Annotated in this window: 14 protein-coding genes and 1 pseudogene; 10 read left to right on the plus strand and 5 right to left on the minus strand. The window is 57.9% G+C overall.

Going from position 1 to position 13,889, the window contains the following annotated elements:
• Nucleotides 1-17 precede the first annotated feature (17 nt).
• The 4 genes from ACIQU2_RS16605 (at nucleotide 18) to pdxH (ending at nucleotide 5,735) form a co-directional block, all read left to right on the plus strand.
• Entirely contained in the window at nucleotides 18-2,546 is a 2,529-nt protein-coding gene (locus tag ACIQU2_RS16605; RefSeq protein WP_403142597.1) for a beta-galactosidase, read from the plus strand.
• A gap of 139 nt (nucleotides 2,547-2,685) precedes the next feature.
• Nucleotides 2,686-3,831, plus strand: a complete 1,146-nt coding sequence (locus ACIQU2_RS16610) for a serine hydrolase domain-containing protein (RefSeq protein WP_403142599.1) — start codon at nucleotides 2,686-2,688, stop codon at nucleotides 3,829-3,831.
• Nucleotides 3,832-3,944: 113 nt separating this feature from the next.
• A complete protein-coding gene (locus ACIQU2_RS16615) occupies nucleotides 3,945-5,063 on the plus strand; it encodes an OmpA family protein (RefSeq protein ID WP_403142602.1) in 1,119 nt (372 codons plus the stop codon).
• A 24-nt stretch (nucleotides 5,064-5,087) separates the two neighbouring features.
• Nucleotides 5,088-5,735, plus strand: coding sequence for a pyridoxamine 5'-phosphate oxidase (pdxH, locus tag ACIQU2_RS16620; protein ID WP_347802804.1), 648 nt, complete (start codon nucleotides 5,088-5,090; stop codon nucleotides 5,733-5,735).
• 5 nt (nucleotides 5,736-5,740) lie between these two features.
• Here pdxH and ACIQU2_RS16625 read toward each other — a convergent pair whose 3' ends face one another.
• The gene (locus tag ACIQU2_RS16625) at nucleotides 5,741-5,977 is read right to left on the minus strand and encodes a hypothetical protein (protein WP_347802805.1); all 237 of its coding nucleotides are present in this window, start codon (nucleotides 5,975-5,977) and stop codon (nucleotides 5,741-5,743) included.
• Nucleotides 5,978-6,146: 169 nt separating this feature from the next.
• Between ACIQU2_RS16625 and ACIQU2_RS16630 the strand changes: the two genes are divergently transcribed.
• The gene (locus ACIQU2_RS16630) at nucleotides 6,147-6,611 is read left to right on the plus strand and encodes a glycine zipper 2TM domain-containing protein (RefSeq protein WP_017336812.1); all 465 of its coding nucleotides are present in this window, start codon (nucleotides 6,147-6,149) and stop codon (nucleotides 6,609-6,611) included.
• Between the two features lie 30 nt (nucleotides 6,612-6,641).
• Here the strand turns inward: ACIQU2_RS16630 and ACIQU2_RS16635 are convergent, their stop codons facing one another.
• A complete protein-coding gene (locus ACIQU2_RS16635; RefSeq protein WP_403142605.1) occupies nucleotides 6,642-6,896 on the minus strand; it encodes a DUF1652 domain-containing protein in 255 nt (84 codons plus the stop codon).
• Nucleotides 6,897-7,294: 398 nt separating this feature from the next.
• Between ACIQU2_RS16635 and ACIQU2_RS16640 the strand changes: the two genes are divergently transcribed.
• Genes ACIQU2_RS16640 through ACIQU2_RS16650 form a run of 3 tightly spaced genes read left to right on the plus strand, consistent with a single transcriptional unit; the run spans nucleotide 7,295 to nucleotide 9,197 of the window.
• Nucleotides 7,295-7,945, plus strand: coding sequence for a hypothetical protein (locus tag ACIQU2_RS16640; protein ID WP_347802806.1), 651 nt, complete (start codon nucleotides 7,295-7,297; stop codon nucleotides 7,943-7,945).
• Complete coding sequence (locus ACIQU2_RS16645) at nucleotides 7,945-8,376, plus strand: phage holin family protein (RefSeq protein ID WP_347802807.1); 432 nt, start codon at nucleotides 7,945-7,947, stop codon at nucleotides 8,374-8,376. The genes ACIQU2_RS16640 and ACIQU2_RS16645 overlap by 1 nt, the downstream gene beginning before the upstream one ends.
• Entirely contained in the window at nucleotides 8,373-9,197 is an 825-nt protein-coding gene (locus tag ACIQU2_RS16650; protein ID WP_403142608.1) for a DUF3618 domain-containing protein, read from the plus strand. Before ACIQU2_RS16645 ends, ACIQU2_RS16650 begins: the two co-directional genes overlap by 4 nt.
• A 66-nt stretch (nucleotides 9,198-9,263) precedes the next feature.
• Here the strand turns inward: ACIQU2_RS16650 and ACIQU2_RS16655 are convergent, their stop codons facing one another.
• On the minus strand, nucleotides 9,264-10,049 hold the full coding sequence (locus ACIQU2_RS16655; protein WP_347802809.1) for an MBL fold metallo-hydrolase: 786 nt from the start codon (nucleotides 10,047-10,049) through the stop codon (nucleotides 9,264-9,266).
• Nucleotides 10,050-10,136: 87 nt separating this feature from the next.
• On the opposite strand from ACIQU2_RS16655, the gene ACIQU2_RS16660 reads away from it, so the two are divergent.
• Together ACIQU2_RS16660 and ACIQU2_RS16665 are read left to right on the plus strand one after the other, a co-directional pair.
• Nucleotides 10,137-11,105 carry a helix-turn-helix domain-containing protein gene (locus ACIQU2_RS16660; protein ID WP_347802810.1) on the plus strand — a complete coding sequence of 323 codons (969 nt, stop codon included), beginning with the start codon at nucleotides 10,137-10,139 and terminating at the stop codon, nucleotides 11,103-11,105.
• Between the two features lie 122 nt (nucleotides 11,106-11,227).
• Nucleotides 11,228-11,515 (plus strand): annotated as a pseudogene (locus tag ACIQU2_RS16665) (transposase domain-containing protein); the annotation flags it as partial.
• A gap of 628 nt (nucleotides 11,516-12,143) precedes the next feature.
• Here ACIQU2_RS16665 and ACIQU2_RS16670 read toward each other — a convergent pair.
• Together ACIQU2_RS16670 and nhaA are read right to left on the minus strand one after the other, a co-directional pair.
• On the minus strand, nucleotides 12,144-12,377 hold the full coding sequence (locus tag ACIQU2_RS16670) for a pyocin S6 family toxin immunity protein (RefSeq protein WP_347802811.1): 234 nt from the start codon (nucleotides 12,375-12,377) through the stop codon (nucleotides 12,144-12,146).
• 228 nt (nucleotides 12,378-12,605) lie between these two features.
• Complete coding sequence (nhaA, locus tag ACIQU2_RS16675) at nucleotides 12,606-13,793, minus strand: Na+/H+ antiporter NhaA (RefSeq protein WP_403142611.1); 1,188 nt, start codon at nucleotides 13,791-13,793, stop codon at nucleotides 12,606-12,608.
• Nucleotides 13,794-13,889: the final 96 nt, after the last annotated feature.

Raw genomic sequence — 13,889 nt, forward strand, 5'->3', positions numbered from 1 at the left:
GGGAGAACCTCGTTCCTATGATTCGCCGTTCGCTGCGCCGTTCGTTACCTGCCGTTTTCGCTCTGATGTTCGCAGCCCCTTTGCTGGCAGCCCCTGCCGGCCAACAGACGCTGTTCAACTTTGTGCGCCCCGCCGATGTGGTCCAGGTGGCGACTCAGGACGCCAGCCTGCCGCAATCCAACGCCGAGCAAACGGCCGAAGGCGAAGTGCTGCGTCGGGTGACGTTCAACCCGGTGGCACAACCGACCTTGCGTCTGACCCCGCAGACGGGCGCCTGGGACTGGTCCCAGTCGGGCTTCATGAGTTTGCGGATTCAGAGCGCAATGAACTGGGCTGTGACCCTGTACGTGAAAATCCAGAGCAATGATGGCAAGACGCTGGTCAGCCGCGTCGACTTGCCGGCCGGCCCTGCGCAAACCTTATTGGTGCCGCTGCAGCCCTTTACGCCATTGAGCCTGGGCCTGAAAGCCGGCCCACCAATGCCGATGACGTTTGAGGGTCAGCGCGTATTGTTGGCCAGCAGCGCCGGTGAGCTGGAGCGCAGCCATGTGGTGTCGGTGACCTTGTCGATGGATCAGCCGAAAGTCGCGCAAAGCATTCTGCTTGAGCGCTTTGGCGTGCAGGACGGCGATGCGGTTACCCAAGCGGCTTTTGGCGGTCTTGTAGACGCTTACGGCCAGTCGACCCGGGCCAAATGGCCAGAGAAAGTCAGCAGCGACGAGCAGATGAAAAGCGCCGCTGCCAAGGAACATCAGCAACTGAAAACCTGGCTGGCCGAGCGCGAGAAGTCGTCACTGGACAAGTTCGGTGGCTGGAACAAAGGCCCGGCATTCAGGGCCAGCGGCTTTTTCCGCACCGAAAAACGCGACGGTCGCTGGTACCTGGTGACGCCGGAAGGGCATCCGTTCTATTCGCTCGGGGTCAACACCGTCACCCCGGACGTCGACCAGACCTACGTCGCCGGCCGCGAGTGGATGTTTGAATCGCTGCCCAAACCCGACGAACCGCTGGCCAGCCATTATGGCGAAGGCGATAGCCGTGGTGGCAACGGCGCCGATCAGGGTCGAGGCTACAATGCCGGTCGCTGGTACGACTTCTATGGCGCCAACTTGCAGCGTCTGTATGGTCCGCCGTGTGTGGTGACCAGCGACACCAAGGCCGGTGTCGCCGAAGCGGCCAAGGCTGACGCGGTTGCGGCAACGGCAACGGTGGAGAAGGCTGCTGAGCAACCAGTCGTTCCTTCGACGGCCGAATCCGGTGTCGCCGAAGCCGCCAAGACCGGCGCCGTTGAAGCGACCGCCGCGAAAGCAGCTGAGCAAACACCTGCCGAACCCTGCAAAGCGGTGGTTGATGAACAGCGCTGGGCCAGCCACACCCTTGATCGCCTGCAAGCCTGGGGCTTCAACACTATCGGCAACTGGAGTGCCTCAGCGCTGGCCAACGCTGATCGCGTGCCGTACACCTTGCCGCTGTCGATCGTCGGCGATTACGCCAGCATCAGCACCGGCAACGACTGGTGGGGCGGCATGCCCGATCCGTTCGACCCACGATTCGCCATGGCCACCGAACGTGCCGTGGCCATCGCCGCGCGCGACCATCGCGACGATCCATGGCTGATCGGCTACTTTGCCGACAACGAATTGGCCTGGGCCGGTCCCGGCGACGACCCGAAAGCCCGTTACGCCTTGGCCTACGGCACCTTGAAAATGACCACCGACGTGCCGGCCAAGCGCGCATTCCTCAAGCAATTGCGGGACAAGTACCGCAATCAGGCGGGCCTTTCCAAAGCCTGGGGTATTGATTTGCCGGCCTGGGAATTGATGGAAGACCCGGGCTTCGTGCCGCCGCTGCCAAGCGCCGAACACCCGGAAATCGAAGCCGACTTCAAATACTTCCAGAAGGTTTTCGCCGACACGTACTTCAAGACCCTCTCCGACTCGCTCAAATGGCACGCGCCGAATCAGCTGTTGCTGGGTGGCCGGTTTGCCATCAGCACCCCGGAAGCGGTTGAGTCCTGCGCCCAGTATTGCGACGTGCTGAGCTTCAACATGTACACCCTGCAACCGCAGGACGGTTACGACTTCGCCACGCTGCGCAGTCTGGACAAACCGGTGCTGATCACCGAGTTCAACTTCGGCTCCGCGGATCGCGGCCCGTTCTGGGGCGGCGTGACGCAATTGGCGAAGGAAGAAGACCGTGGGTCCGCTTACGCCAATTTCCTCAAACAGGCGATGAGCGAACCGTCGATCGTCGGCGTGCACTGGTTCCAATACCTTGACCAACCGGTGACCGGTCGTCTGCTGGATGGCGAGAACGGTCATTTTGGTCTGGTGGGTATCACCGATCTGCCGTTCCAGGGGTTCGTCGACAGCGTTCGCAAGAGTAATTTGCAGACCGTCGATCAGCTCGGTAAAGAAGCCGAGAAGGCCAAGGCTGAGGCGGATAACGCCGGTCATGAAGCTGAGGGCGGCAGAAAAGGCGAGGCTGGCAAAGGCGCAGGGCAGGGCGCTGGCCATGCGGGTGGGCATTCCGGCAATGGCCACTGAGTGCTGACAGGCACGTAAGATTTTTTGAGTGTTTCACCCGGGCGGGATGGCGACCGCCCGGCCCGGCCCTGTTCCCAAAACTGTCAATGGCTGGAACAATGCGGCCACTTTGTAGAGCGTTTATCCAGAGGAGTTGCAGGTGCAGATTCAGGGTTTTTACGAGCTGAAGTTTGAAGCGGTGCGTGAGGCTTTCGCGGCGCTGTTCGACGATCCTCAGGAACGTGGCGCAGCGTTGTGCATCCAGATCGGCGGTGAAACCGTGGTCGACCTTTGGGCCGGCAGCGCTGACAAGGACGGCACCGAAGCCTGGCACAGCGACACCATCGCCAATCTGTTCTCCTGCACCAAGACCTTCACCGCGGTGACCGCCCTGCAACTGGTGGCCGAAGGCAAGCTGCAACTGGATGCACCGGTTGCCCGTTACTGGCCCGAGTTCGCCACCGCCGGCAAAGAGTCCGTGACCCTGCGTCAATTGCTCTGCCATCAGGCCGGTCTGCCGGCGCTGCGTGAGCTGTTGGCCCCGGAAGCCCTTTACGACTGGCAAACCATGGTTGACGCCCTGGCGGCTGAAACGCCTTGGTGGACGCCCGGTCAAGGCCACGGTTATGCCGCGATCACCTACGGCTGGCTGGTCGGCGAGTTGCTGCGTCGTGCCGACGGTCGCGGTCCGGGTGAGTCCATCGTGGCGCGGGTCGCGAAGCCTTTGGGGCTGGATTTCCACGTCGGCCTGGCGGACCAGGAGTTTCATCGCGTGGCGCACATCGCCCGTGGCAAGGGCAATGTCGGCGACGCCGCCGCCCAGCGTTTGCTGCAAGTGACGATGCGCGAGCCGGCGGCCATGACCACGAGGGCGTTCACTAACCCGCCGTCGATCATGACGAGCACCAACAAACCCGAGTGGCGACGCATGCAGCAGCCGGCCGCCAATGGCCACGGCAATGCCCGCAGCCTGGCCGGGTTCTATGCCGGTCTGCTCGATGGCAGCTTGCTGGAAAGCGAAATGCTCGACGAAATGACGCGCGAGCACAGCCTCGGCGAGGACAAGACTTTACTGACCCGGACCCGTTTTGGCCTGGGTTGCATGCTCGATCAACCGGACGTTCCCAACGCCACGTACGGCCTCGGCCCTCGTGCGTTTGGCCATCCGGGAGCCGGCGGTTCCATCGGTTTTGCTGACCCGGAACACGATGTGGCCTTCGGCTTTGTGACAAATACCTTAGGGCCGTACGTCTTGATGGATCCGCGCGCGCAAAAGCTTGTGCGGGTACTGGCCACTTGTCTGTAAATCGCGCTCAGGGGTTCCAGGGCCGGAACCCCAAGGCCTTTATGGTTTCCAAGCGTCTGTTTTTCCGGGTCAATCCGGCCTGATTTTTCATTACTTCATTTTGTGGATATCCAATGTCTTCCAATAAAACTCTCGCTTTGGCCCTGTGCTTCGCTATTACCGGTTGCGCACAAACTCCACAAAATGACTCGGATGGCAGCAGCTGGTGGCCGTTCGGTTCCTCCGACAAAGTCGCCGCTAAAAACCCGGCTCCGGCTTCGGCCCCAGCACCCCTGAAGCCTGCCGCGACGGCTCCGGTAGCCAAGACTGAAAGCTCCAGCCCCTGGTACTGGCCGTTCGGCTCCGATGATGCCGCCGACAAGACCCCGGCCAAGCCAGAAGTAAAACCAGAGGTAAAACCTGAAGCCAAACCTGCCGCTGTGGCCAAGGCTGAGGCCGATGCAGGTGGCAAATGGTGGTGGCCGTTCGGTGGTAAAGAGCAAAGCACCGCCAAAGCCGTGCCGATGCCTGATCCGAAAGTCACCCAGGCCTGGCTCGACGACTACGAACCGCGCCTGCGCGAAGCGATCAAGGGCAGCAACCTGCAACTCGAGCGCCGTGAAAACGTATTGGTGGTGACCGCGCCGGTAGAAGGCTCGTTCAACCCTGACCGTCCGGCAATGCTGCTGCCGGTGACCCTCGGCCCGTTCACTCGCGTCGCGAAAATCCTTGAAGTTGATCCAAAGACTGCCGTGCTGGTGCTCGGCCACAGTGATACGTCGGGCGCCGCACCGGCCAACGTGAAACTGAGCCAGGAGCGTGCCCAGGCCGTGGCAGCGATTTTCCGCCTCAGCGGTCTGCAGCGTGATCGCCTGATGCTGCGCGGTATGGGTGGTGAAGCTCCGCGTGCTGCCAACGACAGCAATGAAGGCCGCGCCTTGAACCGTCGCGTCGAACTGCTGGTGACCCCGCAAAACACCATGGTCGCGTTGCTGAGCAAGTACAACATGCCAGCCCCGGCGCCAGTGAAGGTGGTCGTTGCTCAGGACGTCAAGCCAGTGGTCAAACCGGTCGCCCCTGCGCCTGCTGCGAAGAAAGCCGCTGTGCCTGCCGCGAAAAAGGCCCCGGCCAAGAAAGCCGCTGCAAAGAAAGCGCCGGCTAAAACTGCGACTCCGGCGAAGAAGACTGCTCCGGTCAAAGCCGCTGCCGACACGAAAAAAGACGCTGCCGCCGCCGATACTGTAAAAAAGTGATTCGTTAACCAAAAGGAATGCGCCATGACCCAGGGCCTGGCTGATATGCGTCGCGACTACACCCGTGATGGCCTGACCGAGGCACAAGCCCCGGCCGAGCCATTCGCGCTGTTCCATCAGTGGTTCGCCGATGCGGTGAAAACCGAGCAGGTGCCGGTGGAAGCCAACGCCATGACCCTGGCCACCGTCGATCAGGACGGTCGGCCGCATTGCCGCATTCTGCTGCTCAAGGGGCTGGACGAGCAGGGTTTCACCTTCTTCACCAACTACGACAGCGCCAAGGGCCAGCATCTGGCCGCGAATCCGTTCGCGGCGATGACCTTTTTCTGGCCGGCCCTTGAGCGCCAGGTGCGCATCGAAGGGCGGGTGGTGAAGGTTACGCCCGAGGAGTCCGACGCCTATTTCCAGGTCCGGCCGCTGGGCAGTCGCCTCGGTGCCTGGGCTTCGCCCCAGAGCCGGGTGATCGCCGATCGTGCCGAGCTGGAAGCGCTGCTCAAGAACACCGAGCAACGTTTCAGCGACACGCAACCTCATTGCCCTGAGCACTGGGGTGGTTACCGTTTGTTACCGGAGCGCATCGAGTTCTGGCAGGGTCGTCCGAGCCGCCTGCACGATCGCCTCAACTACCGTTTGCAGGGCGCTAACTGGATTCTTGAACGTCTGGCACCCTAAACAGTCTACCGATCAAGATAGCCTGCCGCAGCGGCTTCCAGCCACTGCGGCAGGTCTCGACGCTTGATCCTCTGCGCTTGAGCGTTCGCCAGTTGCTGGAGCATGAAAGCCTTTTTCTGCTCGTCTTTACCCGCCAGTGCCAACGCCAGATCGCGGTCCATCCAGCGTTTGATCCGCACGTATAGCCACCAGTGGAAATACAATCCGGCAACAGTAGTGACGACAATGATGAAGTAATCCATGACAATCCTTGGAGGCGGCGGCGCAGATTCCGGAATTTGCCGTTACTGTGTGGTGAGTTCGTGGAGGCGCCTGTACCGGGCCTGAATCAAACCAATTTTATCCGGGCGATGACGTGACAGGCGTCAAGCTGCGGAGTTTAATGAATACCTGTCCTTTGGAGTTGATGCTATGCGTAAGTCTGTTCTGCTGGTTGCTTCTTTTTCCACGATGGCGATGTTGCTCACTGGTTGCCAGTCCAGCCTGACCGGTGACTCCTACTCCCGTGACGAAGCGCGTCGCGTGCAGACCGTTCGCATGGGCACCATCGAATCCCTGCGTCCGGTGAAAATCGAAGGCACCAAAACCCCAATCGGCGGCCTAGCCGGTGCGGCGGTGGGTGGTGTTGGCGGCAGCGCTATCGGTGGCGGTCGTGGCAGCATCGTTGCTGCAGTTATCGGCGCCGTTGCTGGCGGCCTGATCGGCTCGGCCACAGAAGAAGGCCTGACCCGCGCCCAAGGCGTGGAAATCACCGTTCGCGAAGACGACGGCAGCATGCGCGCCTACGTGCAACAGGTTCAGGAGAATGAAGTGTTCCGTGTTGGCGAGCGGGTGCGGATTGCTACTGTGGATGGTACTAGCCGCGTTTCGCATTAAGCGGGAACGGGTAGTAAAGCAAAACCCCGATCAGGTGACTGGTCGGGGTTTTTTATGTATGTAGCTTTCAGTTTTGTCTGATTCAATATAGTTAATCTCGACAAAGTCCCATGTAGCACACCAAATCGGCTCTGAATGGGTCGCTGACCAGTTCCATAATCGTGTTTGCATGTGGGCGTGGAAAAATCTTACCGTCAATACCGTTCCCGGATCGACAGTGCATTCACAACGAGTTGGTAGAAAACTTTGCTCTACTAAATGGCGTATTTCTAAAGTCGACAGCATGCTTGGTCGTCTCGACGGGAGCCAGCCAAATGACTTTTGTCTGAAGGATCTTGAGGAAGCGTCGTGGAAGTACGCGTTTGATAGGGTTAACCTAATTCATTGGCTAGGGGCTCGCCCCCGATAGTAGACCTTTACGTCCCTAATCCTTAGACCCTTTCGCGCTCGAGCCACGGTTCACCATGCATTGCCCGCGAAACGCCTAAGCCGTTACCTCTTCTTTCCTCGTAGCTGGTGCAGGTAAGTGAGTCCACCGCCATCCAAGCGACGGACTGAGAGCATCACTCATCATTCCGTTGGAACTCTCCATAACGCTGCTCCGTCATCTGGAATGAGGGGGGCTACGGGTACTTCGTGGCGAACCCTGATAACGCTTTTTCATTCAGAAGGCGAGGGACGACATGAATACTACAGACAGCACCACTGGGAGTCAGGCAGATAAAACCGACTCATCAGGGTCAGAGCAGAACTTCGAACACTTGAAAGAAAACGTAACTGAGGCGCTTGGCGGCGCCAGACAGCAGGCTGACGCGCAGTTCGGTGAATACCGAGATAAGGCAGCAGACCAGATTGAGGCGTTGGCAAAGGGAGCGAAATCCGTCGTTTCCGAACTTGAAAGCAAAGACGCGCTCGGCATGTCCGACTACCTCGCTGAGATGGCGGAATCCATGAGCGGCCTAGCCGGGAACCTGCGTGGAAAAAGTGCCGAACAATTGCTCCATGACGGCGCCGACCTGGCTCGTAACAACCCGACACTGTTCATTGCTGGCAGCATTGCACTGGGTTTTGGCCTATCGCGCTTTCTGAAGGCCGGTAGCACCCCTGCGGCGACCTTCACCGACTCTAGCGACCCGGCAGCAGGTAACTCAATGCCTCCATCAGGTGGTTTTGGCGCTCAACGACCCTATGAAACCTCCGTTCCATCTCGCACCGATCAAAGCCCCGGTCTGGCCACTGGCATCACCCCGGCTTCGCCAAATGAGCAAGACCATCCTTCGGACGTCGCGACAAACTCGACACCCGGTTCTACATCCTTCAAAGGAGCGCTGTGATGAACAGAGAAGATCAAGATTTGCCGGAGGTAAGACCGGTGCTCGCGCCTGATTCTGACGCTTCGGTCGTCGGGTTGTTACGGCAGCTGTCCCGCGAAGTACCCGCGCTGTTCACCAAGGAGCTCGCTTTGGCCAAAGCTGAGTTTCAAGCCAGTCTCACGACACTCAAGGCAGGCATTGCCGGTGTCGCGGGTGGTGCGATTGTGCTGCTGGCGGGGTTCATCATTTTGTTGATGTCCGCCGTGTATGGCCTCAGCACGGTGATGGCACCGTGGTTGGCAGCGCTGATTGTCGGTGCGGTGGTGATGATCGTAGGGTTCGCCATGCTGCAGTCTGGGAAAAAACAGTTCGAGCCGTCCCACTTTAAGCCTGATCGCACGCTGGATGCCTTGAATAAAGACCAGGAAGCGCTGCGGAGGAAAGTCTCATGAACAGTGAATTCGAAACCGAGTCGCAGAAAAGCCCCGAGGCCATCGAACGTGAAATAGACGCGCAGCGGGCAAGCATAGGCAACATCGTTGATGCCCTGGAAAGCAAATTCACGCCGGGTCAGGTGTTCGATCAGGCGTTGTCCTTCATGCAGAGCAACGGCACGACGTTCCTGACCAACTTGGGAACCAGCGTTCGTAATAATCCCGTTCCTGCGGTGCTGACGTCGGTTGGTTTGCTGTGGTTGATGATGAGCCAGAACCGTCCACCATCCGCTCACCCAGGTTATCGCGTGGGCCCGGATCAGGACAAAGTAGGGGAATGGGCCGATGGCCTTGCTGATGGTATCGACAGCGCCCGTGACCATTTGCACCAGACTGCGGACACGCTTAAGGAGGGCTTCCAAACCGTTAAAGGCAAAGCGGCGAACCTTGGTGACAACTTGGGGGTTGCCACCGAAAACATCAGCCATGCCGTTCATGACGCCAGCGACCGTTTAGTGCGCGGTACACACGTGATGAGCAATCAATTCAGCCAGTTGCTGAAGGAGCAGCCCCTGATGGTTGCCGCTGCGGGTATCGCGTTAGGGGCCATGTTGGGGGCGGCATTCCCTTCGTCAGCGACTGAGCAACGCTATATGGGCAAAACCAGCGCAGGCCTGGCCGACAAGGTAAAACAACAGGCACGGGAAGGCTTTGAAGCGGTACGCGATACGGTGACAAAAACGACTGATCACTCGGACGTGGCCGTGAAACCGGAAGGGGAGCACCGAGCAGCATCCGATACGTCCGCCGATCTGTCTCGAGGAATGGGTACGTCATAAAGGGGTTGCATGAAAGGCGGGAGGTTCAACACTGACCTCCCGCTGCTCTCCGGTAGGGAAACAGTATTAACACCTAGTCAGCTCTAAGGTTTCGCCATCTGCGGGAATACGCAGTCTCGATTCGATATTTGCACGAATTGCTGCCGCTGAAAGATCAGTACGGGATACCGGGCAATGACCCACCGCCTCTAAATGGTTCGCTACAACTGTACCTTTGGATATTCTTGTGAACTCAACAACCTCTTCAATTCCCATGATGATTTCGCCACCGATATCGAACTGTGCACCACCGGCTGGCACTACGCTAACTTGGGGCTGATGGCGTAAAACGAACTCCCGTACAGCAGGTGAAAGAATCGTATCGCCACTCAGGTAGATACTGGGTTCCCCCGGCATCTCAATGAAGTAACCGACACCATGCTCCATCAATTTGCCAATAAAGCCTTCTCCATGGGTACATTTGACCGTGTGAATCGTGCCGCCAAGGAAGGGGATACCCTGCTCGTGGTCGTTCGTAAGCGGTCGGATGTTTAAGCCACGCTTGGCCAGATATGGAGCATCGCGGGGGGTACAGATCACTGGAATCTGCTTTTCCCTCAGCCAGCGCGTCGCTGCCCGATCCAGGTGATCAAAGTGCCCCTTCTGACAATGCGTGATCAGGCAATGCGTCACCGATTCAAGGGCGTTGGCAGCTGACTCAGGCAAGTCAACCAACGGGTTTCGCAATCTGGCGCCGAACAAGCGTAGAGGTGGAAGCGCACCTTTCGGCGCGAGCATAGGATCGACGAGGATACGGGTGAGGCCGAATTCGAGAATTATCGTAGCGTTGCGTATTTGCCGAATTTTCATCATGAAGCCTCTTAGGGAGTGGCTTCATTGTGCACGCCTGATTCTGCGGCCATAATGGCAGAATTAGTCATAATTGATTCAATTTAAGCCATGTCTAAAACCTTACGAGTTGGCCTCCTTTTGTATCCCCAGTGCATGCCCGCAGGTCTGCTCTCCTTCGCCGATCTACTGCACGCCACTAACCGGCGCACGGGGCGCGAGATTTTTGAAACCTGCTATGTGGCACTGCAGGCAGGGCCAGTGGAATGTGCTAATGACGTAACATTGCAAGCGAAGTACACCCTCGCCAATAGCGAGTTAGACGCCATCCTCGTGCCAGGTTTCTGGGCGGAATCCGCAGAGCAGGTGGAAAAGACTCTGGCTAACCATGCAAACTTAGTGGCGTCCCTGTCGAGCCATTCCAGGCGATGTCAGCTTTGGAGTTACTGCACGGGAGTTTGTCTGCTGGCTGCCAGCGGCCAGTTGAGAGACCAGCCGGCGACGGTGACTTGGTGGCTCGCTGAAGCGATGGTACAGCGCTACAAGAAGGTGCACTGGCGGAGCGAGCAGAACTGCGTCTTCAATGAGCGAACCTCCACCGCTTCGGGCGTAAACGGCTATCTGCCTATTGCCCAGACGCTGATAGAGCGGAATGTCAGTCCCGAAGTCTTTCGCGACTTAATCAAGTTGATGGTGCTCCCTCGTCCCGCACTCTCTCACACTGCCTTCCAGGCCATGAGCCTGATAGAGCAGTCCGGCAAGCTCCTGCGAAAGCTGCATGCTCTGATTGAGCAGATGCCGGCTGAACAGATCACGGTGAAGGTATTGGCGGGAAAGCTCGGAATGTCTGAACGTACACTCGCTCGTAAGGTAAGAGAGGAAACTGGCCTTGCAGTGGGATCTTATGCCCGGCGTGTCAAGCTGAACCAAGTCAGTGAACGCATTGCTCTTACCTCAGTACCTGTCAGCACAATCAGTGTGGAACTCGGATTTAGCAGCGACTCAAATATGCGACGTATGTTCAAGGAATTGACCGGTCTTACGCCTGTAGAGTACCGACAGAAATTTGGCTGTTACTAGGGCATTTCTGAAATACATGGCGCATAAAAGTTACCCATAACATGCCTGATGGGAGCGCTGTTGAGTGCAGTCCGCAATCAATGGAAGACCCTAATCAGAAGAGGCTGATCGGGTAGTGGCTCATGTCGCGCTATCTCGATGACGGGGCAGTGCGCATTGATAATAAATGGGTGGAGGACATAGGACATAGGACATAGAACCGGCCCTGGGCAATCGGACGCTCAAACTGATTGTTGGCGGGGTCCCTGCGTAGCGGCAAAAGGGCCGCAGCGAACATGAGTTTGATCTAGTTGGCGAAGCTCAACGGGCATGATCCGTATACTTATTTAAAAGATGTGCTGGTTCGATTGCCGACGCAGCGGGCCAATGAAATCGACGAGCTTCTGCCGCATCGATGGCAACCGATTTAGTTGGGCAACACGGGATGCCCGGACGCTTCTTTTATCTGGCGTCTGATGCGTATCAAATCCTGATAGGCACCCGCGCAGACCCTTGGTGAATTTGGTAGACGTGGGTTATTCCGTGCATACCAGTTGTACGAGGTGGTTTACATCCTGCCAGGTTCTACCGGTCCATCCTTCCAGTATCTTCACTTGCTCTGGAGACAGATCGTAGCCGTCGAATTCGTCGTCATGCTGTAGCCAGTTCATCAGTTCATCAGTTCATCAGTTCTCTTAGTTCGTCGAGACGGTTGTCGGGGATCTGCGCACTCAGGAGTAGTTTCTCGATCTGTTTGTCGAAGACCTCTATGAAACGTTTCATTTCTCTACTTTCCTTGAATCCTTCCAGCGCCTGCGTTGTTTCCTCGTGTTCGTCCGTCGAAGGTCCAAAAAAGGAGCTGTGCGACGTTAACGAACGAGGTCAATCGTGGCTGTAGGACTAGTCTTCAAAATTGCTGGGAGAGTTCGATAGTGTTGGTAATTCAGTAGGTCCTTTTGTTGAGCATACTTTCTCAGACCACGAATCAGTCGTTTGCAAAGTTGATCGAATTTTCCAGGGCTCGTCGAACTCGCCTTAGTGGTCTCGGTGCCCGTGGAGCTACGCCTCAACTCCGATAAATATTTCAAGGTCTCGGGGGATGGGTTGATTGATCAAAGCACCAATTTGCTGGGCTTGCTCAGCTGTTAATAGCCATTCTCCGCTTGCCATTTCGTTTAGGCTTTTATGGCCGAGGAGCTGCACAATCTGGTCGTTAAAGGCAGTATCTACATCAAGCTCATATTTCAGCGAGCTATCTTCAAAGACTACCGCGCAAGCTGAACTGCACGACATCAACCATCTCCCAATCGCGGTTCTTCCGTCATGAAGCGGTGAGTGACCTGATGTCCGTCGCCTGACGGTGGGTTCTGAACCCGGGGAATGTCCTTATTGCCAGCCACTGATCTTCCTTGCGTTCGTACGTCGACAACCCCCGAAAAAGGGGCTGTGCGACGTTAACGAACGAGGCTGATCGTGGCTGTAGGACGAGTCTTGAATGACTCTAAGAGTTGTCTCTGTTTATCAGGATTGCAGCGCAGTGCTCTTGCGACTCGCCGCCGCCGTCACCGCATAACCAATCAATGCCGCCAGTATCGAGCCGGTCAAAATCCCCATCCGATCCATCCCGGCGTATTCACTGGCGCCGGGCACGAAGGCCAGGGAGCCGACAAACAGGCTCATGGTGAAGCCGATGCCGCAGAGGATTGCCACGCCCAATACCTGGCCCCAGTTGGCGCCTTGGGGCAGGGCGGCAATGCCGATTTTCACCGCCAGCCAGGTCAGGCCGAAGACGCCGAGGGTCTTGCCCAGCAGCAGGCCGACCGCGATGCCCATCGGCACGTGGTGGGTGAAGCTTTCGACCGTTACGCCGCTCAGGGACAGGCCTGCGTTGGCGAAGGCGAACAGCGGCAGGATGCCGTAGGCCACCCATGGATGCAGGGCGTGTTCGAGGGTCAGCAGCGGCGAAGGTTCGGCGTTTTTCGTGCGCAGGGGAATGCAGAAGGCCAGGGTCACACCGGCCAGTGTCGCGTGGACGCCGCTCTTGAGCACGCAAACCCAAAGGATCAGGCCGATGATCATGTACGGCCCGAGCTTGACCACCCCGAGGCGGTTCATCGCGATCAGTGCCACGATGCACGTCGCGGCCAGAGTCAGCGAAAGGGTCGAGAGCGTACCCGAGTAGAAGATCGCAATGACGATGATTGCGCCGAGGTCGTCAATAATCGCCAAAGTCATCAGGAAAAGCTTCAGCGACACCGGTACCCGCTTACCCAGCAAGGCCAGTACGCCGAGGGCGAAGGCGATGTCGGTGGCCATCGGGATGGCCCAGCCGCTCAGGGCTGCCGGGTCCTCGCGGTTCAGAAACCAGTAGACCAGCGCCGGAACCACCATGCCGCCAATCGCCGCTGCGCCGGGCAGGACGATTTGCGACGGTTTCGACAGTTGACCGTCAAGGACTTCGCGCTTCACTTCCAGCCCGATCAGCAGGAAGAACAGGGCCATCAGGCCGTCGTTGATCCACAGCAGCGCCGGTTTGGCGATCTGCAACGCGCCGACCTGCGCCACGACCGGCGTGTCCAGAAAGCTGCTGTAAAGCCACGACAGCGGGGAATTGTTGATGATCAAAGCCAGAGCAGCGGCGGCGATCAATAACAGACCGCTGGCAGCTTCCAACTGGAAGAAACGCGTGAAAGTGCTACGCAGAGGCAAGGTCGCTCTCCATCGATGAATTCAAAAGGTGGCACACCCTAACCCGTACCGTTAGTTGTTAAAACAAAAGTTATATTCTTTTTTGTTATATACCGT

Source organism: Pseudomonas sp. NPDC098740, assembly GCF_044760065.1.
In the GTDB taxonomy this organism is placed as follows: Bacteria; Pseudomonadota; Gammaproteobacteria; order Pseudomonadales; family Pseudomonadaceae; genus Aquipseudomonas; species Aquipseudomonas rossensis.